Annotated in this window: 28 protein-coding genes; 20 read left to right on the top strand and 8 right to left on the bottom strand. The window is 37.7% G+C overall.

Translation table 11 applies throughout. The annotated features are described in order from the left end of the window. Positions 1 to 42 precede the first annotated feature (42 nt). Entirely contained in the window at positions 43 to 504 is a 462-nt protein-coding gene (locus M3Z76_RS15595; RefSeq protein WP_293928629.1) for a phage holin family protein, read from the top strand. Then, positions 501 to 1,181, top strand: coding sequence for a M15 family metallopeptidase (locus M3Z76_RS15600; RefSeq protein WP_293928630.1), 681 nt, complete (start codon positions 501 to 503; stop codon positions 1,179 to 1,181). The genes M3Z76_RS15595 and M3Z76_RS15600 overlap by 4 nt, the downstream gene beginning before the upstream one ends. 42 nt (positions 1,182 to 1,223) lie before the next feature. Here the strand turns inward: M3Z76_RS15600 and M3Z76_RS15605 are convergent, their stop codons facing one another. Together M3Z76_RS15605 and M3Z76_RS15610 are read right to left on the bottom strand one after the other, a co-directional pair. After that, the gene (locus M3Z76_RS15605) at positions 1,224 to 1,580 is read right to left on the bottom strand and encodes a hypothetical protein (protein ID WP_483310180.1); all 357 of its coding nucleotides are present in this window, start codon (positions 1,578 to 1,580) and stop codon (positions 1,224 to 1,226) included. 1,166 nt (positions 1,581 to 2,746) lie between these two features. After that, positions 2,747 to 3,103, bottom strand: a complete 357-nt coding sequence (locus tag M3Z76_RS15610; RefSeq protein ID WP_293928631.1) for a helix-turn-helix domain-containing protein — start codon at positions 3,101 to 3,103, stop codon at positions 2,747 to 2,749. 166 nt (positions 3,104 to 3,269) lie between these two features. Here M3Z76_RS15610 and M3Z76_RS15615 point away from each other — a divergent pair, with 166 nt between their 5' ends. The 3 genes from M3Z76_RS15615 to M3Z76_RS15625 all read left to right on the top strand — a co-directional run bounded on the left by M3Z76_RS15615 (position 3,270) and on the right by M3Z76_RS15625 (position 4,552). Next, on the top strand, positions 3,270 to 3,446 hold the full coding sequence (locus tag M3Z76_RS15615) for a helix-turn-helix transcriptional regulator (protein ID WP_293928633.1): 177 nt from the start codon (positions 3,270 to 3,272) through the stop codon (positions 3,444 to 3,446). Between the two features lie 15 nt (positions 3,447 to 3,461). Beyond that, a complete protein-coding gene (locus tag M3Z76_RS15620) occupies positions 3,462 to 4,235 on the top strand; it encodes a BRO-N domain-containing protein (protein ID WP_293928634.1) in 774 nt (257 codons plus the stop codon). A 134-nt stretch (positions 4,236 to 4,369) separates the two neighbouring features. After that, positions 4,370 to 4,552 carry a hypothetical protein gene (locus M3Z76_RS15625; RefSeq protein WP_293928635.1) on the top strand — a complete coding sequence of 61 codons (183 nt, stop codon included), beginning with the start codon at positions 4,370 to 4,372 and terminating at the stop codon, positions 4,550 to 4,552. Between the two features lie 71 nt (positions 4,553 to 4,623). Here the strand turns inward: M3Z76_RS15625 and M3Z76_RS15630 are convergent, their stop codons facing one another. Continuing rightward, positions 4,624 to 5,331, bottom strand: coding sequence for a hypothetical protein (locus M3Z76_RS15630; RefSeq protein WP_293928636.1), 708 nt, complete (start codon positions 5,329 to 5,331; stop codon positions 4,624 to 4,626). A gap of 169 nt (positions 5,332 to 5,500) precedes the next feature. Between M3Z76_RS15630 and M3Z76_RS15635 the strand changes: the two genes are divergently transcribed. Then, entirely contained in the window at positions 5,501 to 5,722 is a 222-nt protein-coding gene (locus M3Z76_RS15635; protein WP_293928637.1) for a transcriptional regulator, read from the top strand. Next, on the top strand, positions 5,719 to 6,981 hold the full coding sequence (locus M3Z76_RS15640) for a Y-family DNA polymerase (RefSeq protein ID WP_293928638.1): 1,263 nt from the start codon (positions 5,719 to 5,721) through the stop codon (positions 6,979 to 6,981). The genes M3Z76_RS15635 and M3Z76_RS15640 overlap by 4 nt, the downstream gene beginning before the upstream one ends. A gap of 234 nt (positions 6,982 to 7,215) precedes the next feature. Here the strand turns inward: M3Z76_RS15640 and rpsD are convergent, their stop codons facing one another. Next, on the bottom strand, positions 7,216 to 7,818 hold the full coding sequence (gene rpsD / locus M3Z76_RS15645; protein ID WP_293928640.1) for a 30S ribosomal protein S4: 603 nt from the start codon (positions 7,816 to 7,818) through the stop codon (positions 7,216 to 7,218). Between the two features lie 504 nt (positions 7,819 to 8,322). Between rpsD and M3Z76_RS15650 the strand changes: the two genes are divergently transcribed. Further along, the gene (locus tag M3Z76_RS15650; protein WP_293928642.1) at positions 8,323 to 10,203 is read left to right on the top strand and encodes a sensor domain-containing diguanylate cyclase; all 1,881 of its coding nucleotides are present in this window, start codon (positions 8,323 to 8,325) and stop codon (positions 10,201 to 10,203) included. Between the two features lie 168 nt (positions 10,204 to 10,371). Here M3Z76_RS15650 and M3Z76_RS15655 read toward each other — a convergent pair whose 3' ends face one another. Together M3Z76_RS15655 and hisJ are read right to left on the bottom strand one after the other, a co-directional pair. After that, a complete protein-coding gene (locus tag M3Z76_RS15655) occupies positions 10,372 to 10,854 on the bottom strand; it encodes a GAF domain-containing protein (RefSeq protein WP_293928643.1) in 483 nt (160 codons plus the stop codon). Between the two features lie 22 nt (positions 10,855 to 10,876). Then, a complete protein-coding gene (gene hisJ / locus M3Z76_RS15660; RefSeq protein WP_293928657.1) occupies positions 10,877 to 11,668 on the bottom strand; it encodes a histidinol-phosphatase HisJ in 792 nt (263 codons plus the stop codon). Positions 11,669 to 11,778: 110 nt separating this feature from the next. Between hisJ and ezrA the strand changes: the two genes are divergently transcribed. From ezrA to M3Z76_RS15705, 9 genes are all read left to right on the top strand, one after another. After that, positions 11,779 to 13,479, top strand: coding sequence for a septation ring formation regulator EzrA (ezrA, locus tag M3Z76_RS15665; RefSeq protein ID WP_293928658.1), 1,701 nt, complete (start codon positions 11,779 to 11,781; stop codon positions 13,477 to 13,479). Positions 13,480 to 13,691: 212 nt separating this feature from the next. After that, positions 13,692 to 14,852, top strand: a complete 1,161-nt coding sequence (locus M3Z76_RS15670) for a cysteine desulfurase family protein (protein WP_293928660.1) — start codon at positions 13,692 to 13,694, stop codon at positions 14,850 to 14,852. Beyond that, positions 14,849 to 16,057: a tRNA uracil 4-sulfurtransferase ThiI gene (gene thiI / locus M3Z76_RS15675; RefSeq protein ID WP_293928661.1), complete on the top strand. Its 1,209-nt coding sequence runs from the start codon at positions 14,849 to 14,851 to the stop codon at positions 16,055 to 16,057. The genes M3Z76_RS15670 and thiI overlap by 4 nt, the downstream gene beginning before the upstream one ends. A gap of 143 nt (positions 16,058 to 16,200) precedes the next feature. Then, the gene (locus M3Z76_RS15680) at positions 16,201 to 16,410 is read left to right on the top strand and encodes an alpha/beta-type small acid-soluble spore protein (protein WP_293928662.1); all 210 of its coding nucleotides are present in this window, start codon (positions 16,201 to 16,203) and stop codon (positions 16,408 to 16,410) included. 233 nt (positions 16,411 to 16,643) lie between these two features. Further along, a complete protein-coding gene (gene mbcS / locus M3Z76_RS15685; protein WP_293928663.1) occupies positions 16,644 to 18,230 on the top strand; it encodes an acyl-CoA synthetase MbcS in 1,587 nt (528 codons plus the stop codon). 213 nt (positions 18,231 to 18,443) lie between these two features. Beyond that, entirely contained in the window at positions 18,444 to 19,460 is a 1,017-nt protein-coding gene (sppA, locus tag M3Z76_RS15690) for a signal peptide peptidase SppA (RefSeq protein WP_293928665.1), read from the top strand. Positions 19,461 to 19,472: 12 nt separating this feature from the next. After that, the gene (locus tag M3Z76_RS15695) at positions 19,473 to 19,997 is read left to right on the top strand and encodes an RDD family protein (protein ID WP_293928667.1); all 525 of its coding nucleotides are present in this window, start codon (positions 19,473 to 19,475) and stop codon (positions 19,995 to 19,997) included. A gap of 156 nt (positions 19,998 to 20,153) precedes the next feature. After that, positions 20,154 to 20,660 (top strand): thiol peroxidase, encoded by a 507-nt coding sequence (gene tpx, locus M3Z76_RS15700; RefSeq protein ID WP_293928669.1) that lies wholly within the window; start codon positions 20,154 to 20,156, stop codon positions 20,658 to 20,660. Between the two features lie 75 nt (positions 20,661 to 20,735). Then, a complete protein-coding gene (locus M3Z76_RS15705; RefSeq protein ID WP_293928670.1) occupies positions 20,736 to 21,665 on the top strand; it encodes a class I SAM-dependent methyltransferase in 930 nt (309 codons plus the stop codon). Positions 21,666 to 21,708: 43 nt separating this feature from the next. Here the strand turns inward: M3Z76_RS15705 and M3Z76_RS15710 are convergent, their stop codons facing one another. Next, on the bottom strand, positions 21,709 to 22,155 hold the full coding sequence (locus M3Z76_RS15710; RefSeq protein ID WP_293928671.1) for a universal stress protein: 447 nt from the start codon (positions 22,153 to 22,155) through the stop codon (positions 21,709 to 21,711). A gap of 287 nt (positions 22,156 to 22,442) precedes the next feature. On the opposite strand from M3Z76_RS15710, the gene ald reads away from it, so the two are divergent. Then, positions 22,443 to 23,567 carry an alanine dehydrogenase gene (gene ald, locus M3Z76_RS15715; RefSeq protein WP_293928673.1) on the top strand — a complete coding sequence of 375 codons (1,125 nt, stop codon included), beginning with the start codon at positions 22,443 to 22,445 and terminating at the stop codon, positions 23,565 to 23,567. Further along, complete coding sequence (locus tag M3Z76_RS15720; RefSeq protein WP_293928675.1) at positions 23,567 to 24,334, top strand: ABC transporter ATP-binding protein; 768 nt, start codon at positions 23,567 to 23,569, stop codon at positions 24,332 to 24,334. Before ald ends, M3Z76_RS15720 begins: the two co-directional genes overlap by 1 nt. A gap of 173 nt (positions 24,335 to 24,507) precedes the next feature. On the opposite strand, the gene M3Z76_RS15725 is transcribed toward M3Z76_RS15720, so the two are convergent. Beyond that, complete coding sequence (locus tag M3Z76_RS15725) at positions 24,508 to 25,596, bottom strand: M24 family metallopeptidase (RefSeq protein WP_293928676.1); 1,089 nt, start codon at positions 25,594 to 25,596, stop codon at positions 24,508 to 24,510. 119 nt (positions 25,597 to 25,715) lie between these two features. Here M3Z76_RS15725 and M3Z76_RS15730 point away from each other — a divergent pair, with 119 nt between their 5' ends. Continuing rightward, complete coding sequence (locus M3Z76_RS15730; protein WP_293928677.1) at positions 25,716 to 26,396, top strand: metal-dependent hydrolase; 681 nt, start codon at positions 25,716 to 25,718, stop codon at positions 26,394 to 26,396. The last annotated feature ends 1 nt before the right edge of the window (position 26,397 follow it).

A 26,397-nucleotide genomic window follows, 5' to 3' on the forward strand; every position in this document is an offset into this window, starting at 1 on the left:
TTGTGGGGGGCTTTTTATATTAAAAATAGGAGCGTGAAGCTTATGGAGGGAATTAATTTGGAATATCTAGACGTGGCGCATTTATATTTATTTGGAGGGGTAAAGTTTGTCGATTTATTATTAACGTTGATGGCATTAGATATTATTACAGGTCTATTTAAAGCATGGAAAAACAGGAACTTGTGGAGCCGCAAAAGCTTGTTTGGCTATGCACGTAAGTTGCTTGTGTTGATTGTAATTATTACGGCAAACATTATTGACCAAGTATTGTCGCTAAATGGCACACTTACATTTGCAACAGTGCTTTTTTATGTAGCTAATGAGGCTTTGAGCATTACAGAAAATATGGCGCAATTAGGAGTGCTTGTTCCACAAAATTTAGCGGAAAAACTAAAAGTTATTGAATCAACTAAGCATGAAAAAGAGCATCCTGCTTCTGAAATTTTAAAAGAACTAGCTGGGAAAGATGTTAATAAAAAATTGAAGGACGGTGAGGAGAAATGAGTGTAACGACAACATGCCGAGATTTATCCGAGCTTTTGCCAGTTGCACAAACAGCTTGTAAATTACTATTTCAGGAGTGCTACAAAGCAGGAATTCGCAATATTTTTATTACTGAGACTTACCGCAGTCAAGAGCGCCAAAATTACTTGTATGCACAAGGGCGTACAAGACCGGGGCAGCCTGTCACATGGACGTTGAACAGTAATCATAAATCTCGTTTAGCGTGGGATATTGCTGTAGGTCCACCGAATGTTTTATATGATGTGACGGTATTAAATAAGGTAGGAGCAATTGCACAAAAGCTAGGTATTACATGGGGCGGTCAAAAAAGTTGGATCGATGCAGGTAAGACAGACCGTCCCCACTTTGAGGTTCCTTCAACGTGGAAAATGCCAGCTGGATATAAATTAGAGGGACAGGTTATTGTGCCATCGAACAGCAAACTCAAAGTACAATTAATAATTGAGGATAAAAAGGAGGCTAACGCAATGCCAAATATCTGGAACCCAGCAAGCCCTGCTATGCAAACAGCAGCGGAACAATACTTAGCACAAGCGGTAAAGGATGGTATTATCCAAGCATCACATTTAAAAGACTTACAAAACAAACAAATGACAACAGATCGATTGTTTGGATTGTATATTACAATTCAACAACGCCGTAGCACAGTTAAATAAAAAAATGCCCAGGTACTCATGAAGTTGAGCCTGGGCATTTTTTTATTTTGCAAACGTTGTATTGCTAACTTTCCAACTTTCTAACTTAATAAACACCCAAAAACCATAAATGCCGAATGTAATAGCAGTCAACGCCCACCATTTTATCCAATGTCCAAATAGACCAATAGCGGAGCCATTAAACTGCAATCGACGCCCCTCGATAACTGTATGGTTTATTTTCCAACCATACACCATTGTTAAAGCCCATGGGTAACAAATACCGAATGTACAAACAGTAACTAATGTACCGAGTATGCGCCAACCTATGTATTCCAATAACCCTCCATCAAAAAACGATGCTTTGCCTTTCCTGCTTTCTAACTGTATTTGCTCCTGAATAGTGATATTTGTTGTCATTAATTTATATCCTCCTTTTAGATTATATTTAACATTATTTTAGTGAAATTGGAATGATTTGTACATAGTAAAATAAAAAAAGACCACTCGTAATGGAGTGGTCTACTACACAAAAAACTACACAAAAACGTTGGGAAATACGTTTAAACTATTGGTATATAAGTATTCATTTAGAATTCAACTAAGTTATAGCATTCTAATTTTGAACTATCTCAATCACAATAATTCTTATTTTAATAACATACAAATAAATTAAAGTTAAAATACGGAAGCACCGTAAATGAATCGATTAAATTCGGTTTATTTATGGTGCTTTTTTGTACCTATCATAATAAGCATTTGAGGTTTTTAAAAAATATTTTTAAAAAGCACTTGACATGGAAAATGTGATTTTTTCCAATTTTCTTTAGTTTAAAATGCCTTTTAAAATTATTAAAAAGAAATAGATGCAAATAGATATAAATAGATATAATTCAATACATTCTCTTCTGGAAAAATATATAAATAAATGGAAAAAGGTCGATTTGCTATAATGTAAAGTGAAAAGAAAAGTATTAGTTTAAAGTGTGAAGGTAATATAAAAGTAACCTACATTGATAGTGCCGAATTATTTAGTAAAGTATGTCATAATTAAAGAAATCAATGTTAGAACCAATGATTTAGATTCATTCAAAGGTGCTGGGGGTATATAAAGCGCTCTTATGATTAGGGCACTTTTTGGGCAGCAAAAGGACATGCTTTTTGTGCTACAATACGAAAAAGGTATTTTAAGAAGGTAAGTGAGTGAAAACGACCTTGCCAATACTATAAAATTTAATATTGCAAATCAGCTACTCTTTGTATATTATTTATTTAATCTAATTAAATATAATAATATGAAAAACGAGAATACCTCGATATGAAAGCTGATGTGCCATGACACATGACAGTTTTTTTATCGAGGTATTTTTTATTTTTAGTTAATAGACGAATACAATGTCACTTTTATTTTTTGTCAATATGAAATAATAAAGTTGAAAAACGCTGTCACTTTTTATTATTTGATTTATGAAATAATGAAAGGGCGTCATTGATATGACACCCAAAAAGAATTGAAATAGCAGATTGGGTAGGAGCAACAAAACTTTGTTGTGGGTGATTAAAAATTTTTTTCGGGATGTTGGGTATTACTTTCTTTCATGCTTAATAATTTCCCAAATATCACGTAATTTCTTAACTGCTTCTTCATCCGATTCATAAAGTTCCCTATAAAATTTTTTCAATTCAGGATCCTCAGAAAATACTTTGAATGCAACTTCATCTTGTTCTTCTGAAGTAAGGTTTTGCTTTTCAGTTCGCCCAAGAAGATAATCCGTACTGACAGCAAAAAAGTCAGCTAGTTTTGCCAATTTAGAATTATCTGGTTCACCTAAATCATTCTCATATTTTGCATACCCTTGACGAGATACACCAAGAAAATCGGCCATATCTTGTTGTGTCTTACCGTGTTGTATCCTAAGGGATTTCAATCTATCAGAAAACATTGTAATACCTCACTTTTATATATTCATTACATATAGTTTATATATTGATTATATATTGAATATAGTCAATATGGGTAACTTTTTGTTACAAAAAATATTGACAGCAACAAAAAGTTACTTTATATTGAATTTATATAGCAACAAAAAGTTGCGTAGGAGGGTAGGAATGAGAATAAAGTTAATTGAACTAAGGGGAAAAAAAACCTTAACTCAAGTGGCAAATGAGTTAGGTGTAACTAGGCAGATGCTTGGGGCCATTGAGAGGGGGGATAGGAATCCATCATTAAATTTAGCAAAAAAAATTGCTAGTTATTACAACACTACAGTAGAAACTATTTTCTAACAAAGGAGGAATTATATGAATCTTACAATAGCAACGCAACAACAATTTAACTCTGTTTTATGTGATTTTTGGGAGAATGAAAATGGTGATGTATTCATGACACGCAAACAAATTGGTGAAGCCCTTGAATATGCTAATCCACAAAAAGCTATTGATAAAATACACACACGGCATGAAAAGCGATTGAATCAATTTTCAACTACCGTCAAATTGGGGGTAGTTGAAGGAAACCGTACTGTACAAAGGGATACAGTAATTTATTCAGCCAAAGGTATCTATGAAATCTGTCGTCGTAGTGAACAATCAAAAGCTGATGAATTTTATGATTTTGTTTATGATCTGTTGGAAAAGTTACGCAAAGGAGAAATGGTTGTAGCCAAACCCCAAACGGTTGACGCAGAACTAGAAATCAAGCGTATGAGGGCAGAAGCAATGTTGAACAATTCTCGTGCAAAGCAGGCTAAGTTAATTATTGATATGCAAAAAAATAAGATTCTTTCACCTGTAGCAGTTGAACTGTTAAATATTAATGCTTTGGAAGTATTAACCGAAAAAACCATTGAGCATCGTCCAGGGGTTGAAAAATCGTATACAGCTACTGAATTAGCTAAAGAATTTGGCATTTCTGCTCAAAAGATTGGCAGTTTGGCAAATAAACATGACCTAAAAACAGAGGAGTATGGTTATTTCGCATTGGACAAGTCTCGCTACAGTAATAAACAGGTTCAGTCTTTCCGGTACTTTGAAAGCGGGCGAAAGAAATTGAAGGAAATTATACATGCAAAATAAAAACCACATTTCAAGTGGCTGCTTGAAATATGGCTATCACAGAGTGATATCTACGAAATAATTCTGCGCAATTTTAGTATACTCTAAAAGGGTAACTTTTAAAAGTAGATATCCTCAATTTGAGGAGGATATAGATGGAACTACCAAATGAAAATTTAGAAACATGGTGGAGAAATACTTTACATCAAACGGAGCAGCGAGAAATACAATTATATTACTTAGCATTAAAAAGAGCTGTAAAAAATGGTTTGATACATGGCGATCGTACCACTATGATGATTAATGAAATTGAAAAAAGTAATTTAATAGCTATATAGATAATGTGAAACACTCTCTCTTTTTATATCAAATAATGCCCACCCCTTATTACTGAGAGGTAGGCATTATTTTAGAATGCGATTTCGATTTTTTCGCCAGGATTTATTTTTTTACCCTCATCATCATCCCATACATCTCCAGTTATAATATTTATGGTATTAATATCGTTTAAGCTACCAGAAAAATATGGAACAGCAATTACACCTTCCATTACGACGTTTCCTTTATAATTTCCAGTGTCATCTGATGGTATCATGTTATTTTCTGTTATTGCGTCATTTACTGTTATTTGTACTTTAGTATCTGTAGTTAATGTTTCGATTGCTGTAAACAAAATATTTTTGTCTACAGCAGTATTTTCAATAGAGTATTCGATTTGAATTGTATTCATAGTTTTATCAACAAGATTTTTATGAAATTTTGATGTGATATATTCTTCAACCTCTGTAGTCACGTTTGTATGTTGCAAAAGTTTAATCGATTTAACAGTTAAAATCATTGGACCTACAGTATAAGGTTGATTATCTTCTTTTATTTTAATCAAAGTTACCTTTGATTCTCCATTCATAGTCCATTGCCCAGCTTTAAGTAGTGGACCATCCTTTACTTCCATATCATCGTTTGCCTTTTCTTCTGTCTCTGTTTCTTCATTTGTTTGCGTTTCTTCTTGCTCAGGGGTTGCAGATACTTCTTTAGTTTTTGCTTCGTCAGTTGTATCTTCATTGCCGCAGGCAGCAAGCACTAAGGCTAATGAACAAATGTAAAATAATTTCTTCATCTTAAATCCTCCTTATGTATATTCATGATAATCCAACTATACCAAAACCACTAATTTATGTCAGTATTAAATGCTACATTTCCTGCAATCTCATTATTTACCTGTACTAAAAAGGGAATATTTGTTCTAAAATAAAGTAGAACGTACATTCTTTTTGAGGGGTGATAATGTGAAGAATCAACTTATAAAAGCAATGAAATATAGTCAATTGATTGATGTTATGTATATAGCCAAAGATAGTAAAATCTCAAAGCGCCGTGTGAAAGTCATTAAAATAGCTGGTGAAACGGTGCAAGCATATTGCTTTATGAAACAAGCGAAACGTACTTTTATTATTGATAATGTACTTGCTGTAATGCCAGCTACTAAGAAAGAGCGTGAAGTCATATGAACTATGACCAAATGCCAAATCGAGATATATTTTGCATTGATATGAAGAGTTTCTATGCGAGCTGTATCGCGATGGCAGAGGGTTTAGATGTAATGAGAGAGCCGATTGCTGTAGTGGGTAGTCTTACGCAGCCGGGAGCGGTGGTGCTTGCTGCCTCGCCGATGATGAAATCAAGATTTAATATAAAAACGGGGAATAGACGTTTTGAGATACCCAAGCATCCAGATATACGCCTGTTTGAGCCACGCATGCAGTTCTTTTTAGAGACATCCGTGGCGATTACAAGGCTGCTACTGCAATATGTGCCGCGTGAGGCGGTGCACGTATATAGCGTGGATGAAAGCTTTGTCGACTTATCAGGAACAGAGCGTTTATGGGGTCCTCCTGAAGAAACGGCCAAAGCGATCCAACGAGCGATATTTGACCAATTCCGGATCCCTTCGGCTGTTGGTATGGGTCCTAATATGTTAATGGCAAAACTTGCACTTGATTTAGATGCAAAACGAGCAGGTTTTGCTAAATGGGCATTTGAGGACATACCTAGAAAACTGTGGCCGATTAGACCTCTCTCCGAGATGTGGGGCATCGGCAGGCAAACTGAGGCATCGCTGAATAATATGGGCATTTACAGCGTTGGGGACTTGGCAAGGGCAGATTTAAAAGAGTTAGAAAAGCGTTTTGGCATCATGGGAAATCAGTTGTACCACCACGCTTGGGGCGTCGATTTATCAACGTTTGGTGAGCCAAATATTGATGTTGCAAAGACAAAAAGCTTTGGTCAAGGTCAAATGCTCATGCGCGACTATCCAACACGTAAGGAAATCTCTATTGTGTTGCTGGAGATGTGCGAGGATGTAATGATGCGGATGAGGCAAGCGGGCTTTGTGGGGCGTACGATAAGCTTAGGTGTGTCTTATAGTAGGAGAGCGCAAGAAAAGGGCTTTTACAGATCAACAACTTTAAAAGAGCCAACATGTGAAACGATGACGATGTATCAAACGTGTGTGGATTTGTTAGATGAGCATTTTGCGGGTGAACCAGCGAGACAACTTGCTGTGCGGATTTCCAATCTCGAAAAAGTCCAGGGTATACAACTAGATTTGTTTGATGAGCGAAAAGCGCAGCGGCAAGTGTTAGCTCACACGATAGACGAAATCCGTGCACGCTTTGGTCCGTCATCCATTTTACGTGCTGCATCATATACGCCGAGTGGTACAGCAATCGAACGGAACTCGAAAATAGGAGGGCACTTAGCATAGGGAAAGCCGTAAAAAAGAAAATCTTTGTGGTTGCTATTTATAATAGAAGATAATACACCTGTCCGTGTGTTTTAAAATATATTTTGATTAAATATGTTCCCCCAGTCGCTCCCCCAAAAGAATAGTAAATAATCGTGAAAAATCGGAAGTTAAAAAATACAGAAAAACCCCGCAATCCCTTGAATAAAAAGGGTTGCGAGGTTTAAGAAACCGAAGTAATCTGACGTTAAAAAATTAACGAGAATAGAACTCTACGATTAATTGTTCGTTGATTTCAGCTGATAATTCAGAGCGCTCTGGGAAGCGTACGAATGTACCTACTTTGCTATCTGCGTCAAATGAAAGGTATTCTGGTACGAAGTTGTTTACTTCGATTGCTTCATTAACAACAGATAAGTTTTGTGAACGTTCACGTAAAGAAATAGTTTGACCTGGTTTTACGCTGTATGATGGGATATCAACGCGTTTGCCATCAACTGAAACGTGACCGTGGTTTACTAATTGGCGAGCAGCACGACGAGTGCGAGCTAAACCTAAACGGTAAACTAGGTTGTCAAGGCGAGTTTCAAGAAGGATCATGAAGTTTTCACCGTGTAGACCTTGTAATTTACCAGCTTTGTTGTAAGTGTTTTTGAATTGACGTTCAGTCATACCATACATATGGCGTAATTTTTGTTTTTCTTGTAATTGTAAACCATACTCAGATAATTTTTTGCGTTGGTTTGGGCCGTGTTGACCTGGTGCGTATGGGCGTTTTTCGATTTCTTTACCTGTGCCGCTTAGAGAAATACCAAGACGACGAGAAAGTTTCCAAGATGGACCTGTATAACGAGACATAATTGTGTCTCCTCCTTTAAATTTGGTTTTTTGTTGTAAAACAAAACCAGTTGTCTCCGAACTTATTTTGCATTTTATTATTTCATATCTTCGCCCTTGCAGCCGTAGGGTTACACAATACACCGTTCACAGTTTTGTGAAGGAATAAAATACAGAAAAAAGCTACACAACTGCTGCATTTATTTTACACTCTGACAATTCTATCTTGTTTTAGCTTGTTAGTCAAGAGAAAATAGTTGTCATGATAATTATGAATACGGCATAAACTATATGGGTAGTTCAAATCGTATCTAACCTTTAATATGTTATATTGGAAATTGGAAATTTTAAATATAAAAACAATAAATAAGTATTTTTATATATTTTTTTATGTTACATTGAATTTAGTGTAGTTTTTATGAAAAAAATGTGAATATTTTCATAGTTAAATAGGCTAAAAGTAAGGTATAATGAAAAGTATGTGCAATATAATCCTTTTGACAGTAAAGGAGAAAAGGTGATTTCATGATTTTTGACCATCAACAAAAACTTATTGAAATTAAATCTGATTTAATGGACTTCCATATTAACTCTAACAATGAGCTTGATGATTTGAATGAATTTGTTCTTTTAATAAGCAAATTATTAGAAAGACATTTTCTTATAACAAACTGTATATTTTTCAAGTGGACAGACGATTTATTTAAGCCAGTGAACCATAGTGATCGGAATATGAACTTATATAATATATCCTCGATTGCCCTTGATTCTTATTTTAAACAACAGTCACTCATACCGATTCCTCCAGCTTTGAAAAAAGAAAAAGGCTTGGAACAGATGACGCATATGCTGTTGTTGAAAATAGAAGATCAAGACCCAAGCGGTGTATTTGTTTTTGAGGACTCATTGCCATGTCCGTTTTTCGATAATTTAGAATTCATGGAAAAAATTGTTCTTTTGCTTTCGGAAGTTGTACAGACGAAAATGAAAAATATAAATATGCGACAAAATGAAATTCAGTATCGCAAACTATACGATATCGCTAATCTTTTCCACTCAACGATGGATGTGGATACGATTTTACAAAATGTGCTCGCGATTATTAAAGATAATTTCCCGAATTTAAAAATAGAATTAATCTTATCCAACAACCAAGATCAAAAAACAAAAGTAAACATAAAGCAATTTGATTATTTATCTGAACGAGCAACAACAATCGAGGCCTTTTTATCTGGGGAAATGACAGCTGAGCATATTCCAGAATTAAATTGCTATTTGTTGAATGCACCAATTAAAGGGCAACAGGCAACCTATGGAATTTTACAAGTAACTGTGCAAAGTGACTATACGATTACCGTATCGCAAAGAGAGTTCATTCAAGTATTAGCTCAAGCATCAGGGAATGCATTAGAAAATGCTAAATTATATCATCAATCCTCTCGCTTAATAAGTGATTTGCAATTGATTAATGAAACATCGCATCGCTTAAATATGCGCCTTGATATTGATGAGATGCTGTTGTTTTTACAAAAACAGTTAATGAAATCCTTTCATCCAATGGAGCTCTGCTTCATATTTAAAGAGGATGAGCAGTTTGAAATGACATCTGCATGTACAGGTTTATTTAAAACAGCGCAAGGTGATATGTATATTCAACATGTAGAAAAGCATTTTTCACATTCACAGGACCCTTTATTTATAGCAGATTTTAGACGGATTATAGAGGATGAACATATAGAATTCAGATCCATTATGGCGATTCCGATGATTGTGGAGGAGCGAATTAATGGTTTTAGTATTGTTATGCATAGCGAGCCTTATTTCTTCTCGTTTGATAGCTTTAAGTTAATGCAATCGCTTATTCATCATTCCTCTTTAGCAATTGCCAATTCGAAATTGCGTCATCAATTACAGGAAATGGTTGATAAAGATCATTTGACAGGCTTGTACGCAAGAAGCTATTTAGATCATTTTGTAGAAAAATCATTGCATGAAGATGATGCAGGGATGTTTTTATTAATTGATATTGATAATTTTAAGCATATTAACGACACATTTGGTCATCAAATGGGCGATACTATTTTAAAGCAAATTGGTATGCAATTGCAGCGTATCGTAAGCAAACAAGGCATTTGTGCGCGTTGGGGCGGAGAGGAAATGTCTGTCTACATTCCGAATATCTCGGATAAAGAAGCATTCATGGTAGCCAAAACATTAGTGGACAGCATCCCGAAAGTAACGGAGCCAAGCGTGACGATTTCTGCCGGTTTAATTACATGGGATAAAGAGGAGAGACCGGAATTCCAAGCGTTATTTTTACATGCGGATACAGCGCTCTATAATGCGAAGAATAATGGGAAAAATCAAGTGTGCATCTTCCATCATTCGATGCAATTACAGCATTAAAAAGCTGCCTGAAAGGATAGTTCTTTTCAGGCAGCTTTTCATTATCAATTACGCCCTGGCGGATGTCAAGGGCTTTATTATGATTCAGTGGGTGTTTGGACATCCACTAAATGAAAGAGAATTTAAGTATTCATCGCACCACCTATAGAGGGGGCGTTTTCTACTGAATCATGATAAATGCTTTAACAATGTTTGAACAAATAATGTTAAACCTTGTTCGTCCTCTGCAGAAAAGCGATTTTTTATAGGACTATCAATATCTAATACCCCAATCACTTCATCCTCTTTTAACAATGGGATGACAATTTCTGAATTGGAAGCCGCATCGCATGCGATATGTCCTGGAAATGCGTGCACATCTTCCACAACGAAAGTTTTCTTCTGTTCCACAGCAGAGCCGCATACACCACGCCCTACTGGGATGCGTACACAAGCAGGTAGCCCTTGGAATGGTCCGAGTACAAGCTCGCCATCCTTCATTAAATAAAAGCCTACCCAGTTAATTTCCTGTAAAAATTGATTTAGTAACGCGGAAGCATTGCTTAAATTCGCAATTACATCCTTTTCTCCTGTAAGAAGTGCGTCAAGTTGTTTTGAAAGCATGGCATATTGGCTTTCAAGCGTGCCTTCATATTGTGTTTGAGCAAACATATTTTTACCTCCAGTTAATACTTTATGAAAATAATAAATCATAGTGCTGGTGCAAATCTTGCACAGTGTGTGCATCTGAGCCGAAAGTATAGCGAAGCCCAATTGAATGTGCGTACTCCAGCGTGGCTAGCGGCGGATAAGGCTCTAAGCAAAGCGGTTTGCTTAAACCTGCACTGTTAAAATCCATTTCATAGCCTGCGCTTTGCATATGTAGCATTAATTTCTTAATTTGTGCTATATCATCAATTTGTTCACCGTGTGCATGCTGAAATTTGTGAATCAATGTCGGATGTCCGATTCGCTTCGGCTTATATTTACCTAAATCGCTATCAATTGATTGGTGAACTGTTTCATAATATAATTGATACAGTCGTTGCACAGAGCCTAATTGTTCGGCGTATTGTAAATATACTTCTTTCGAAAAATCAATACAAGTGTAACGGTTTTGCCATTTTAAAAAATGGACAGAAAGAATCGAATCATCAAGCAATGGACCATATTCATTGAGAAATTGACGCGTTTCATGCTCAAAACCAGCAATAAAATCGACTTCAAGTCCAATATTAATACGGATTTGTGAAGAATAGTATTTTTTTATCTGTTGCAATTGTGTAAAATAGGATGGGAGCAATGCTAAATCCATCCCACCATCCTTATCAGGTGTAGGTTCATCAAATGATGGCGGCAGCGGTGCGTGCTCCGTAAAAGTAATTTCGGAAAAATGACAGGCAATTGCTTTTTCAACATAATGTTCTAATGCATCTTTTGAGCCGTGTGGACAAAAGGGTGTGTGAATGTGACCATCTTTTTTCATAAAAAGACAACTCCTTTCATTTACTTTGATAAAAACTAAAACAAATCATATAAAACATGGTATTATTATAAATAACTAGCCATTAGCAATTTTGGAACAGGGGGCTTACAGTGGAGTATATCATCATTGTTGTCGTCCTACTATTAGCATTATTAATTTTTGGTTTAATGATCAGGCGAAAACATAATGCTGAAATAGAGCGACTAGAAAAAGAAAAAATGCAAGTACAGCATTATCCTATATATGAAGAATTAACAAAAGTAAAAGCGCTGAATATGAACGGCCAAACAGAGGAAATGTTTGAAAACTGGCGCAATATGTGGTCAGAGGTAATCGATGTTCATGTTGTCAAAATGGATTCCATGTTATTCGATGCAGAAGAATATGTTGACCGTTTTAAATTTAAAAAAGCTTCCCAAATCGAACGTGAAATCGAAGAATATATTGTGAAATGTGAAACGATTAAAGTGAAAATTATTAAAGAGCTGGAAGAGTTGATTGGTAGCGAAGAGAAAAATCGTATTGAGGTGGAGCAACTAAAGGAATATCACCGCTCAGCACGCAAAACGATTTTAGCGCATCAATATTCCTTCGGTCCTGCATTAGAACAGCTTGAAAAACGATTGGAGCAATTTGTTCCAAAGTTTGAAGAGTTTGACCAATTGACAGCGGAAGGCAACTATTTGCAGGCTCGCGAAATTATTTTGACGTTAAACGGAGAAGCACAGTCTATTTTTGCTTTATTAAGTGACATTCCAACATTGCTAACAGAAATTCAAACGAAAATTCCGACAGCTATTCAAGAATTACGCAACGGTCAGAAGGAGATGGAGGAGCAAAAGTATTATTTACGCCATCTTGAACTGACGGATTATTTAAATAAGCTTGAAGAGGAGCTTGTCACATTAAAGCAAGCTGTTGCTGATTTAAATTTAACAGAGGTCGCACTTCGCATTGACGAAATTAACGATGAAATTGATAATTTCTATGACTTGCTTGAAAAGGAAGTAGTCGCGAAAAAATTCGTTGACCGCCATTGCAATGCGATGAATGATACGATTCATGAAGTTGTGAAAGCAACGAAGGAAGTACATGACGAGGCGGCATACGTACAGCATAGCTATCGCTTACCAGATAAAGAGGCGGAAGTGCCAAAGCAATGCTTAAAGCAGCTTGAGGTTTTACAAAAGCGCTACGAGTTATTAGCGATTCGTGTAGAAGAGGAAAAATCGGCCTATTCTAGCTTACAGGAAGAATTGCAGGAAATTACAAATGAAATGGAACGCATTCAAGAGGAGCAAGAAAAATTCTCAAATATGTTGAAAAATTTACGTATTGATGAAAATAATGCACGTAAAGAGTTAGATGCGTTAAAAAAATTATTGCAAAATACAGAGCGAATGCTACATAAAGCGAATATTCCAGGGGTTCCTGAGGAAATGGATGCGCGCTTAGAAGAAGCAGAAGAGCACATTTTTATTGTGGTGCAAAGCTTGCAAGAAATTCCACTGAATATGGAAGCAGTACATAGCCATTTATTAAATGCGAAAAAATGTATTGAAGATGTACATGAACGTGCGGAAGAAATGATTACAAATGTCATGTTGATTGAACGAATGATTCAATATGGCAATCGTTACAGAGCGACGAATGCAACGGTGAATGCACGTTTAGCTGAAGCGGAGGAAGCATTCCATCAATTCCGTTATGTCAAGGCTTTAGAGGATGCTGCACATGCGGTAGAATCCATTGAACCTGGAGCAATTAAACGTATCGAGGCGCTAGTACAAGAAGAATTATTAATGAAATAGAGAGCTAATGAGAAATGTGAGCAATTGCATTTCTTATTAGCCTTTTTGTATTCTAATGGAAGCATTCCTTCTTAAGAAGTAAGGGTAGTCATTTATAGAAGTTTGCGTTATGATAAGTAACGGTAATTTTATTTGGTTGAATTAATATAAAGCTTAACAACTTAGCAAGTTAACCAAAGCGCAATTGATAATGAGAAAGTGTGTGACAAGTAATGAATTCCAATATAATTTATTTAGATAACAGCGCAACGACAAAGCCGCATCCAGAGGTGCTGCAAACATTTTTACAAGTAAATGAGCAGTATTATGCTAATCCTGCATCCATTCATGAAGCAGGTGTTGAGGCGAATGCTTTATTAATGCGTGCGCGTGAGCAAATTGCGGGTATTGTTGGAACAGAGGCGAAGCACGTTATTTTTACGGCTGGAGGTACAGAGTCGAATAATTTTGCGATTTTTGGTACAGCACAGGCAAATACGCATAAAGGTAAACATATTTTAACGACAAAAATTGAACATCCTTCCGTATTAGAGGCGGTCAAGCGTTTAGCACAGGAGGGCTTTGAGGTCGAATATTTAGCGGTCAATGAGGCTGGGATTATTTCGCTTGATAAGCTACGTGAAAAAGTAAGACCAGACACGATTTTAGTAAGCATTATGCATGTGAATAATGAAATGGGGGCAATTCAGCCGATTGCAGAGGCTGCTGCGATCATTCATGCACAAAGCCGCGCACTGTTTCATGTAGATGCAGTACAAAGCTTTGGCAAAATCCCTGTGCGTTTTCATGATGAGCAAGGTCCTGATTTAATTACGATTTCAGGTCATAAAATTCATGCACTAAAAGGATCAGGTGCATTGCTTCTTCGTAAAAAGCTAACAGTTGCCCCATTTCTAGTTGGTGGTGGACAGGAATTTGGTCTGCGTAGCGGTACGGTTGCTGTGCCACAAGCGGTAGCCTTAGCGAAAGCAGCACGTATGGCGATTGAGGCAATGCCTGAAAAACAGCTGCAATTTGAGAAATGGTCAAACGATTTACATGCCTTTTTACGCAAGTTTGGTCGAGATATCCATCTGTTATCATCAGAAGCTGGCGCGGCACATATCGTATCGTTTAGTGTCAACGGGTTAAAGGGAGAAGTATTAATTAATGCGCTGCAACAGCATGGAATTATCGTGTCAACATCGAGTGCTTGTTCATCAAAGCAAACGACGACAAGCCATGTTGTAGAGGCATTAAATGTGATACCGAGCTTTAAAAAAGGTGTGCTACGTGTAAGCTTTGGCGCACATACAACAGATGCACATATTGAGCAGTTTAAAAAAGTATTCACTGTTATTATGCGCGATTTAAAAGGAGAAAATAAAGAATGATTTTTAAAGAAATATTAATTCGTTATGGTGAGCTATCGACAAAAGGGCGCAATAAAAATGACTTTATTCGTCGTTTACGTGAAAATATTCGCTATTCTTTTATAGATATCTGGCCATTAAAAATTCGTGCTGAGCGCGATCGCATGTTTATTGAAATAGAAAATGATGAAAAATATGAAGTGTTAATGCAGCGTTTGCCAGAGGTGTTTGGTATTCAATCATTTAGCCCTGTTGCGGCATGTGAAAAAGATATCGATGCAATGAAGCAATTAGCGATTGACATTATGGCACAGTATGGTGATAAGCCGCTGACATTTAAAGTAGAAGTGCGCCGTACAGATAAGCATTTCCCATTTGATACGTATATGATTCAACGTGAACTAGGCGGCGCTGTACTGAGCAATCATCAAAATATTTCAGTGCAAGTGAAAAAGCCAGATGTAGAATTGCGTGTAGAGGTTCGCTATGATGCCATTTATATGATGGGACAAATTATTCCAGGTGCAGCAGGCATGCCTGTTGGCTCAAATGGCAAATCGCTATTAATGCTGTCAGGTGGTATTGATAGCCCTGTAGCAGGCTATTTAATGATGAAACGTGGTGTGCGTTTAGAGGCAATTCATTTTTATAGCCCACCGTACACAAGTGAGCATTCTTTACAAAAAGTAAAGGATTTGGCCAATGAGCTAACGAAATTTGGAGCAAAAATTCGCTTGCATGTTATTCCATTCACAGAAATTCAAGTGTTGATTAAGGACCGTGTGCCTGAAAATATGACAATGACCGTTACGCGTCGTATGATGCTTCGCATTGCAGATAAAGTGCGCGAGGAAATTGGTGCATTAGCGATTGTAACAGGTGAAAGCCTAGGACAAGTTGCATCACAAACGCTAGAAAGCTTAACGGCAATTAATGATGTAACGACAACGCCAATTTTACGTCCCTTGATTGCGATGGATAAGCTGGATATTATCCAAATTGCAGAGCGTATTAACACATATGAAACATCTGTGCAGCCTTATGAGGATTGCTGTACGATTTTCACACCAGCAAGACCGAAAACGAAGCCAAAAGCAGAGAAGGTTGCTTATTTTGAAAGCTTTACGGAGTTCGATGAGTTAATTGAGCGCGCTGTGAAAAATCGTGAGATGCATTTGTTACCAGCGAAAAAAGAAACCGTTGATAAATTCGCGGATTTATTATAAATAAGTATGGCGAGTGTGGACATTTTCACGCTCGCCATTATCTTTGGAAAAAGGTCATCGCTAGAAGAATATATTTCCTCTTTTTTGTGTGTATGAAAAATGTATCTTGGCACATTCTAATCTCACAAGGAGGTGACATCGAGATGACTTCAAACAACAACCGTAACTCAAACAAGCTTTACGTGCCAGGCGCACAACAAGCGATTGACCAAATGAAGTACGAAATCGCACAAGAATTTGGTGTACAACTTGGGCCTGAAGCTTCTTCACGCGCAAACGGTTCAGTAGGTGGCGAGATCACAAAACGTCTTGTTGCTATGGCTGAACAACAATTAAAAGGTACAAACCAATAACCTTTTAGAGCTACTTGCGTAAGTTATACTTGCGCAGTAGCTTTTTTAGTTTGTGTAAATGTAAATCAATTATGCTTTGACATAATTGCGCCACATTTTTTGAAGTATGCTCGAAAAAAATCGCCTAAGTCATGATAAATTATTAGATTTTTTTGAATAATCAAGCTCTTATTTGTATAATAAATGTAAGTGGGATATTTTCTCGCTACAGTATAGGAATAGGAGTGGATTCTGTGAAACGAGAAGATTTAATTGCGCCGCATGTTTATAATATTGTGGATGAAATTGAGAGACATGCAGTAGGGGATAAAAAGGCGTTAATTATTCAGCAAGAGGATGGACAGCAAGAGGAAATTACATATGTGGAACTAATCGCAAGAGCAAATCAGGCTGCCAATGTTTTTTATACACATGGCTTGCAAAAAGGTGATGTCATTCTTGTGATGCTACCTCGTTCAGTAGAAGCTTACATAACATATATAGGAGCATTAAAAGCAGGGTTAGTCATTATACCAAGCTCAGAGCTATTGCGTGCAAAGGATATTGATTATCGTATTGAGCATGCGGAAGCAAAGGCGATTGTAGCAAACGAAAATTATATTGCTGAGCTTGATGAGGTGCAGCATTTAGATGGGTTAAAGCCTTTTGTTGTCGGTGAGGGGCAGGAGCCTTGGATTTCTTTTGTGAAAGAAATAGAGGCTGCTTCCAGTCAATTTGATGCACCAACTATTTTCTCAACGGATACCGCCTTTTTAGCCTATACAAGCGGCACAACAGGCAATCCGAAAGGCGCTGTTCATCAGCATAGCTGGGGCTATGCCCATTTGCGCACAACGGCAAGCAGCTGGTTAGGTGTGCGTGAAGGAGATATTGTATGGGCAACGGCAGCACCAGGCTGGCAAAAATGGATTTGGAGCCCGTTCTTAGCGGTGCTTGGAAGTGGCGCTACAGCCTTTGTTTATACAGGGAAATTTGACACTGCAAAATATTTAACATTGCTACAAAATATCGGCGTGAATGTTTTATGCTGTACACCGACAGAATATCGTATGATGGCAAAGGCAGAAAATTTAAGCAGCTATCATTTAGAAAAATTGCGCAGTGCCGTTTCGGCTGGCGAGCCATTAAATCGAGAAGTAATCGAAACATTTAAACGAGAATTTAATGTGGAAGTGCGAGATGGTTATGGTCAAACAGAAAATACATTGCTTGTAGGCACATTATTTGGCATGGAAGCACGTCCTGGTTCAATGGGGAAACCAACGCCAGGCAATATGGTAGAAATAGTAGATGAGTATGGTGAAATTGTAGAGCATGGTGTAGTAGGTGATATTGCTGTGCATAATTCTACGCCTGCATTGTTTAAAGGCTATTATAAAGATATAGAGCGCACACAAATGCAATTTCGTGGGGAATGGTTTATTACAGGAGATCAAGCGTATAAAGATGAGGATGGCTATCTTTGGTTCCAAGGGCGCAATGACGATATTATCGTGTCATCAGGCTATACAATTGGCCCATTTGAGGTAGAGGATGCGTTAGTGAAGCATCCAACAGTGCGCGAATGTGCAGTAGTCGCAAGCCCAGACCCAGTGCGTGGAAATATTGTAAAAGCCTTTATCGTGTTGCGTGATGAACAAATGAAGCATAGTCCAACGATTGTGTCAGAATTACAGGAGCATGTAAAAGCGTTAACAGCACCTTACAAATATCCACGAGCAATCGAATTTTTAGATGAACTACCAAAAACGGCATCAGGTAAAATTCGTCGTGTTGCATTGCGTAATAATGAGCAAAAAAAATCATTAGAACAACAATAACTATTGCTCAGGAAATAATGAATAGTAGATGATAGGAGCGATTTCCTGTCATCTTTTTGTATGAATAAATTTGAAACCTTTCATAAGCACACACGTATAAAATAATATACATAACATCACAGTATTTCACATCCAAAGTGAAATAATATTGGCATAAAATACAAAAAAAGTTTATGCTATAAAGTGATGAAAAACATAAGAAGGAGTAAGAGAATGAATACAAAAAGATGGGTAGCTTTAATAGCTGCGGTGGTATTAATTGTATTTTCAATCGGTTTAAATGCAATGATGGCCATATTCAAAACAAATTTTTTCAATTCATTTGATGCTGTACTGCCAATGCCTGGAGATATAGTAATGAATGAAAGCGTAGTAGAGCCAGGCGATTTGGAGAAACGAATTGCACTTTTAACAGTGAATGGAACAATTCAAGATGTAGGCTCAGGTGATGTATGGACAAAAGTAGAATACGATCATCAAATGTTTATGAATCAATTGGATATCATTTTAGCGGATGAATCTGTGCAGGCAGTCGTGTTAGCTGTTAATTCACCAGGTGGTGGTGTTATTGAATCAGCAGCAATTCATGAGAAGCTACTGGAAATTAAAGAGCAACGACAAATTCCAATTTATGTATCAATGGGCACAATGGCCGCATCAGGTGGCTATTATATTGCTGCACCGAGCGATAAAATATTTGCGTTAAAAGAAACGATTACAGGGTCGATTGGTGTCATTATGCAAGGCATTAATTACTCAGAGCTAGCAGAAAAATTAGGTGTGAAATTTGAAACGATTAAATCAGGGCCACATAAAGATATGTTCGGGGGCTCACGTGAAACTTCACCAGAGGAACGTGCAATGCTGCAAGAAATGATTGACGAAATGTATGAGGAATTTGTGGATGTCGTAGAGGCAGGTCGCGGCATGTCAGAGGCGGATGTTAAAAAAGTAGCGGATGGTCGTATTTTAGGTGGAACACAAGCGTTGAAAGCAGGCTTAGTAGACGAAATTGGGACATTAAATGATACAATTGCCGCTATTCGCGCCGATTATGATTTGCAAGATGCTGAGCTATTTGAATATACAAAAGAAGATGAAAGCCTTGCTGCAATATTTGGTATGAAAGTAGGCTCAATGTTTGGACCATCTGTTGAAGAACGCTTTTTAACACGTATTTTAACAACGCATAATGCACCGCGTGCAATGTACTTATATGGTGATTTTTAAGGAGGGGTAAAAATGCAATACGAACATACAGCTATCCCACCAACAACACAATATGTGCAGAAAACGGCAGGCTTTTGGCTGCGCTTATGGGCATTCATGATTGATGGGCTAATTATTAGTGCTGCTATTGGTATTTTAATTAATCCAATTTTTTATTTGATGGATTGGAGCTTAATGAAAACGCCGTGGTATGCACCGTTAGCCATTATTTCAACAATCGTATACTTTAGCTATTTTGCGATTATGACGAGATTTTGGCAGCAAACGATTGGCAAGATGATTTTTGGCTTGCGTGTTGTAAAGGTTGATGGTCAGCAGCTTGATTGGTTAACAGTTTTATTCCGTGAGGTGATTGGGCGCTTTATTAGCAATACGATTTTTTACTTACCGTATTTAGCGGTTGCTTTTTCACCGAAAAATCAAGGCTTGCTCGATTATATTGCAGATACAATTGTTGTACATGAACGCCTTTATACAGAGCAACAAACACAGCAAGCAGCGCCTGTACAACAGCCTGAAATTGAATATATAATTTAAGCTTTCATTATTCTAAGCTGTCCAAGTTGCAAAGCTTGCTACATATTTAGTAAAATGAAGGCATGATGAAGTGAACCTACAAGCAATAGAGCTATACTGCTTGCAGGTTCACAAAAGGCTATGGCCTGTTCATACAGGATAAAAGGAGGCGTTTTTGTGGCACAAGTAACATTTAAAAATGGTCCAGTAACATTATTAGGGAATGAAGTAAAAGTTGGGGATAAAGCACCTGATTTTACAGTGTTAGCAAACGATTTATCAGCAGTAACATTGAAGGATTCAGAAGGAAAAGTTCGATTATTTTCAGTCGTGCCTTCGCTTGATACAGGTGTATGTGATGCACAAACGCGTAAATTTAACGAAGCGGCAGCAGAGCTAGGCGATAATGTTGTAATTTACACAGTGTCAATGGATTTACCATTCGCACAAAAACGCTGGTGTGGTGCAGCAGGTATTGATGCAGTACAAACAGTATCTGACCACCGTGATGCATCATTTGGTGAAGCGTATGGCGTACATATTAAAGAATTACGCCTATTAACACGTGCTGTATTCGTAGTAGATGCAGAAGGTACTGTAACGTATGTAGAATATGTACCAGAAGCGACGGACCACCCAAATTATGAAGCAGCAGTTGAAGCTGTAAAAGCATTAACAAAATAATTAATTGAACAAAACAGCCCACTCATTTTGCTGAGTGGGTTGTTTCCTTCATTATGGTTGTAGAAAGGGTTACTTATGGAAACGTTTGAACAAATTTTTATGCATATCAATGGTGAGGCAGAGAAACGTGAAAAGGAGCAAGAGCAAACTTATTTAGATGCGCTACTTAGCACGCTAGAGGATACGCTTGATGGCGTGTTTTCTTGGCAAGTAGAAGGTGCAACAAAAGAGGAAATGCGTAAGGCGATTCAAATTGCCATTTTAAAAGGAATGCGCAAAGGCTCACAGCCCAATCACCAAATGACACCCGATACATTAGGGCTCTTAGTTAGCTATTTTGTTGAGCAATTTTTTGAAAAAGAATTAGAGAACGGAACAATTTCTGTACTTGATTTAGCTGTTGGTACAGGCAATTTATTATATACGATGATGAATGCGCAAGATGGCAAAATTCAAGCAACGGGCATCGAGGTGGATGAGCTTTTAATTCAATTAGCTGCAGCAACAGGCGATTTAATTGAGCAGCAAGTAACTTTATATCGTCAAGATGCACTTGATAACTTGTTAGTTGATCCAGTAGACGCAGTTGTGTGTGATTTACCTGTTGGCTATTATCCGAATGAAGAGGTTGCACTTGATTACGAGCTTTGTGCAGCGGAAGGGATGAGCTTTGCTCATTATTTATTTATAGAGCAGGCACTCCGTTATACGAAGGATGGCGGCTATTTATTTTTCTTAATTCCAGCGAATCTTTTTGAGGGAGAAGAAGCGAAAAAGCTACATCATTATTTAAAGGCAAATGCTTGGATACAGGCAGTTATCCAATTACCAGAAACTTTATTTTCTGCAAAGGCACACGAAAAAAGCATCTTAATCTTGCAAAAGCAGCAAAAAGAATTGCGCGCACCTCGTGAAGTGCTGTTAGCAAAAGTACCGAATATGTCCAACAAACAAGCGTTAGCAATGTTTTTTGAAAAAGTGCAAATGTGGAAGGAAGGCAAATAGCTAGAAAAAGCTGACGGAAAATATCTTTCCGTCAGCTTTTTCATCATTCTGGCGTACGAATTACTAGTACGTCACAGTTTGCAGAGCGAACGATTGCCTCAGATACAGAGCCAATTAGGAAGCGTTCTACTGCATTTAAACCTGTAGCACCACAAATGATTAAGTCTGCAGTGACAAGCTTCGATAATTCTTTTGTAATAATTGATTTTGGTGAGCCGTATTCGATTAACGTTTTTACGTTTTCAACGCCTGCCTCAAGCGCTTGTTGTTTATAACCATTTAATAGTTCTTCAGAAAATTTTTGAGCTCGTTCAGCGATTGAGCGATCGTATGCTTCTACAGCTGCAAATGAACGAGTGTCAATTACATTTACTAAGTGAAGTGTCGAACCAACATTACGTTTGGCAACATCTAGAGACTTGCGAAAAGCATATTCCGCTTCTTTTGAACCGTCTACTGCTACTACGATATTTTGGTAATGATTTGCCATAAATAACTCCCCTTTACATTGTGTATACTACTATTATAGCAAAAGTTTTAATTATGAGAATACTTATCGTATAAAATACGTAAATAAAAGGATTTTTTGTGTCTAAAACAGCTTTTTTATCTACAATTCAGAAAATACATAAAAATTGGATGATTTGAAATTATGACTTTGATAGCTTTTTTGAAAAATTTCAGTTTGTTTTTCGAAAAAAAATTGATAGAATGAATGTGGATTTATGAGTAATTGTCAGCAATTACTTTGCCATATTGAAGAGGAGGAGAAAGTTTATGAAAATCGGGGTACCTAAGGAAATAAAAAACAATGAAAATCGCGTTGCAATGACACCAGCAGGCGTTGTTACACTAGTTCAAGCAGGACATGAAGTAATGATTGAGACAGGTGCTGGGGTAGGGTCTTCTTTCACAGATGCTGATTACGTAGCAGCTGGGGCTACAATTGTACCAACAGCCGCTGAAGCGTGGAAAGCTGAAATGGTCATGAAGGTAAAAGAACCAATCGCAAGCGAATATGGTTATTTTTATGAAGGATTAATTTTATTCACATATTTACATTTAGCACCAGAGCCAGCTTTAACAGCTGCACTACTTGAAAAGAAAGTAGTAGGTATTGCTTACGAAACAGTACAATTACCGAACCGTTCTTTACCATTATTAACACCGATGAGTGAAGTAGCTGGTAAAATGGCGACACAAATTGGTGCACAATACTTAGAAAAAACAAACGGCGGTAAAGGTATTTTATTAGGCGGCGTTTCAGGCGTACAACGTGGTAAAGTAACTGTTATCGGTGGCGGTATCGCAGGTACAAATGCAGCGAAAATCGCAGTAGGCATGGGTGCAGATGTAACAGTAATCGATTTAAGCCCAGAGCGTCTACGTCAAGTAGAGGATATTTTTGGTCGCGATGTGCAAACATTAATTTCAAATCCATTTAACATTGCAGAATCAGTGAAAAACTCTGATTTAGTTATTGGGGCGGTATTAATTCCAGGAGCAAAAGCACCGAAGCTTGTGTCAGAGGAAATGATTAAATCAATGCAGCCTGGCTCAGTTGTAGTGGATATTGCGATTGACCAAGGTGGTATTTTTGCTACGAGCGACCGCGTAACGACACATGATGAGCCAACTTATGAGAAGCATGGTATCGTTCACTATGCTGTAGCAAATATGCCTGGTGCTGTACCACGTACATCAACAGTTGCATTAACAAACAACACGGTGCCATACGCATTACAAATTGCAAATAAAGGCTATGTACGCGCATGTAATGAAAATCCTGCTCTAAAATTAGGCATTAATACGATCGATGGTAAAATCGTGTATGAGGCAGTAGCTTTAGACCAAGGCTTAGCATACACACCTGTTGATGAAGTATTAAATTCATTAGCTTAATGATTCAACTTGAAAACGTTCTGTTGTATCGCAACGGCAAAACGATTTTGCAGGATATTAATTGGAAAGTACAGCGTGGAGAGCATTGGGCAATTTTAGGGCTAAATGGTAGTGGTAAAACAACGCTGCTAAAGGTCATCAATGGCTATCTTTGGTCAAATGAAGGCACTGTTCAAGTGTTAGGTGAAACTTATGGTAAAACGGATATGCGTGAAATACGTAAATCAATTGGCTGGGTAAGTGCCGCTATGATTGAGGAGTTTAACCGTTTAGACCCTGTAATTGAAATTGTGTTATCAGGTAAATTCGGTGCCATTCGTTTGTTTGAATCGGTGACAGAGGAGGAAATTCAAGAAGGTGCTAGCTTACTTGAACAATTCGGAATCCGTCATTTAGCGAATACATCGTTTGAGTTTTTATCACAAGGAGAGCGTCAACGTGTGCAAATTGCGCGTGCTTTAATGGCAAAGCCAAAGCTGTTAATTTTAGACGAGCCTTGTACAGGCTTAGATTTAATTGAACGTGAAAATTTGTTACATATCATTGCGCAAATTGCACAGCAAGAAGACGTAACATTAATTTATGTGACACACCACGTGGAGGAAATTCTGCCTTGCTTTAGCCATACTTTGCTAATGCGTGGTGGGCAAGTGTTTGCACAAGGCGAGCGAGCAAATCTTTTAACTGAACAATGCTTGAGTGAATTTTTCCAACATCCAGTCGCTGTTCAATTTGAAAAGCAGCGTGCATGGGTGGCTGTGAAATAAAGAGAGGCTACAGGGAAGGGGACTTTCCTGTAGCTTTTTCTAGTTCAAAAGTAATGATTCGCACATAAGAAGGTAGAATTCGCACGTAAGAACATGAAATTCGCCCGTAAGATACTCGCATTCATCAAAAGCTAAGGGACAACTCAAATTTTCGAGTTGTCCCTTGTTTTATCTTATAAAATTACAAGCTCTTTTGTAAATTTCGTTAATACTTCGACACCATTCTCTGTTACGACAACATCGTCCTCAATGCGTACACCTGTTACATCTGCTTTATAAACGCCCGGCTCGATTGTGAATACCATGCCTGGCTGTAAAGCAAGTGTGTTTGTGCCTGTTACAGAAGGGTACTCATGGACAGAGATACCTAAGCCGTGTCCTAAGCGGTGCGTGAAGTATTCGCCATAGCCAGCCTCTGTAATCGTGTCACGTGAAATTTTATCTAAATCACATGCGCGTACACCTGGTTTTACAGCTGCAACTGCACGCTCATTTGCTGCACGGACAGTGTTGTAAATATCCTTTTGCGCATCGCTTACTTCCCCGAAAGCTACTGTGCGGGTAATATCTGAGCAGTAGCCCTCATAAATAACACCTAAGTCAAATAAAATCATATCGCCGCGCTTAATTTTGCGGTTACCTGGTGTGCCATGCGGAGAAGCTGATTTTTCACCTGCTAATACCATCGTATCAAAGCTCATTGCATAGCCTTTTGCTTTAATTGCCGATTCAATGGCATTTAAAATTTCCATTTCTGTTTTACCTTCTGCAATTTCCTTACAGCCGACCTCTACTGCATAATCAGCTAATTTTGCTGCTTCACGCAATTTCACAAGCTCTGCTTCGTCTTTAATAACGCGCATTGCATTAATTTGGTCATCAAGACGCTCGAATGATGCAGTTGGGTAAATGCGTGAAAGTGCCTCTAAACGCTCTACTGTTAAGTGAGATTTTTCGATTGCTAACTTTGTAATTGCTGTGCCACTTTCTGCAATTTTCTTTGCTAAAACGTCCCAAGCATTGTCTGTATCCAAATGGCCAATCACATCATATGTCCAGCCAGCTGCCTTCGCATCAGGTACTTCCATTTGTGGACAAATTAAAAACGGCGCTGCCTCTTTAAAAATAACAACACCTAGTAAACGCTCATGCGGGTTGCTTTTGAAGTTTGAAAAATAAAAAACGTTGTCAGGTGTTGTAATAAAGGCTGCATCGATATTATGTTGCTGTAAATAATTTTGTAATTGTTGAATTTTGCTCATTTAATAGAACCTCCACGGTGTTGAATGTATTTACTTTAATAGCATATCAAAAAAGAGGGAATTTTGCAGATATAGAGAATATATTTTATGTAATGATTTTTTTGAAGGAGGCATTTACAATGCAAATTTCTTACCACGGACATTCTGTAGTAAAAATTATAACAAATGATACGACGATTTTAATTGATCCATTCATTCGAGGAAATGCTTCAACGGATTTGAAGGTGGAGGAGCAAAAGCCTGAGGTGATTTTGTTGACACACGGACATAATGACCATGTGGGCGATACCGTCGAAATTGCCAAAGCAAACAATTCGTTAGTTGTTGCACCAAATGAATTAGCAGACTTTATTGGCTGGCAAGGTGTCAATGTCCATAATATGCATATTGGTGGTGCAAAGCAATTTGATTTTGGGAAAGTGAAGTTTACGCAAGCTTTCCATGGTTCATCCTATGTAACGGAAAACAATGAAATTATTTATACAGGTATGCCAAGCGGTATTTTATTTATGGCGGAAGGGCTGACGCTTTATCATGCGGGGGATACGGCATTGTTCGGCGATATGAAATTAATCGGTGAGCGCCATCCAATCGATGTAGCCTTTTTACCAATTGGTGATAATTTTACGATGGGTCCAGAGGATGCAGCCTATGCGGTATCTTTATTGAAGCCTAAAATTGTCGTGCCGATTCATTACAACACATTCCCGCCGATTGCCCAAGACCCGCAAGTGTTTGCGGATTTAGTAGAAGGAGCAGAGGTGCAAATTTTACAGGCTGGGGATTATGTAAAGCTATAAC

The sequence above is a fragment of the Metasolibacillus sp. genome (assembly GCF_025291715.1).
In the GTDB taxonomy this organism is placed as follows: Bacteria; Bacillota; Bacilli; order Bacillales_A; family Planococcaceae; genus Metasolibacillus; species Metasolibacillus louembei.

Coding starts and splice junctions, on each gene's coding strand:
- M3Z76_RS15595 (WP_293928629.1), top strand. CDS start 43: ATGGAGGGAATTAATTTGGAATATCTAGACGTGGCGCATTTATATTTA.
- M3Z76_RS15600 (WP_293928630.1), top strand. CDS start 501: ATGAGTGTAACGACAACATGCCGAGATTTATCCGAGCTTTTGCCAGTT.
- M3Z76_RS15605 (WP_483310180.1), bottom strand. CDS start 1,580: ATGACAACAAATATCACTATTCAGGAGCAAATACAGTTAGAAAGCAGG.
- M3Z76_RS15610 (WP_293928631.1), bottom strand. CDS start 3,103: ATGTTTTCTGATAGATTGAAATCCCTTAGGATACAACACGGTAAGACA.
- M3Z76_RS15615 (WP_293928633.1), top strand. CDS start 3,270: ATGAGAATAAAGTTAATTGAACTAAGGGGAAAAAAAACCTTAACTCAA.
- M3Z76_RS15620 (WP_293928634.1), top strand. CDS start 3,462: ATGAATCTTACAATAGCAACGCAACAACAATTTAACTCTGTTTTATGT.
- M3Z76_RS15625 (WP_293928635.1), top strand. CDS start 4,370: ATGGAACTACCAAATGAAAATTTAGAAACATGGTGGAGAAATACTTTA.
- M3Z76_RS15630 (WP_293928636.1), bottom strand. CDS start 5,331: ATGAAGAAATTATTTTACATTTGTTCATTAGCCTTAGTGCTTGCTGCC.
- M3Z76_RS15640 (WP_293928638.1), top strand. CDS start 5,719: ATGAACTATGACCAAATGCCAAATCGAGATATATTTTGCATTGATATG.
- rpsD (WP_293928640.1), bottom strand. CDS start 7,818: ATGTCTCGTTATACAGGTCCATCTTGGAAACTTTCTCGTCGTCTTGGT.
- M3Z76_RS15650 (WP_293928642.1), top strand. CDS start 8,323: ATGATTTTTGACCATCAACAAAAACTTATTGAAATTAAATCTGATTTA.
- M3Z76_RS15655 (WP_293928643.1), bottom strand. CDS start 10,854: ATGTTTGCTCAAACACAATATGAAGGCACGCTTGAAAGCCAATATGCC.
- hisJ (WP_293928657.1), bottom strand. CDS start 11,668: ATGAAAAAAGATGGTCACATTCACACACCCTTTTGTCCACACGGCTCA.
- M3Z76_RS15670 (WP_293928660.1), top strand. CDS start 13,692: ATGAATTCCAATATAATTTATTTAGATAACAGCGCAACGACAAAGCCG.
- thiI (WP_293928661.1), top strand. CDS start 14,849: ATGATTTTTAAAGAAATATTAATTCGTTATGGTGAGCTATCGACAAAA.
- M3Z76_RS15680 (WP_293928662.1), top strand. CDS start 16,201: ATGACTTCAAACAACAACCGTAACTCAAACAAGCTTTACGTGCCAGGC.
- sppA (WP_293928665.1), top strand. CDS start 18,444: ATGAATACAAAAAGATGGGTAGCTTTAATAGCTGCGGTGGTATTAATT.
- M3Z76_RS15695 (WP_293928667.1), top strand. CDS start 19,473: ATGCAATACGAACATACAGCTATCCCACCAACAACACAATATGTGCAG.
- M3Z76_RS15705 (WP_293928670.1), top strand. CDS start 20,736: ATGGAAACGTTTGAACAAATTTTTATGCATATCAATGGTGAGGCAGAG.
- M3Z76_RS15710 (WP_293928671.1), bottom strand. CDS start 22,155: ATGGCAAATCATTACCAAAATATCGTAGTAGCAGTAGACGGTTCAAAA.
- ald (WP_293928673.1), top strand. CDS start 22,443: ATGAAAATCGGGGTACCTAAGGAAATAAAAAACAATGAAAATCGCGTT.
- M3Z76_RS15720 (WP_293928675.1), top strand. CDS start 23,567: ATGATTCAACTTGAAAACGTTCTGTTGTATCGCAACGGCAAAACGATT.
- M3Z76_RS15725 (WP_293928676.1), bottom strand. CDS start 25,596: ATGAGCAAAATTCAACAATTACAAAATTATTTACAGCAACATAATATC.
- M3Z76_RS15730 (WP_293928677.1), top strand. CDS start 25,716: ATGCAAATTTCTTACCACGGACATTCTGTAGTAAAAATTATAACAAAT.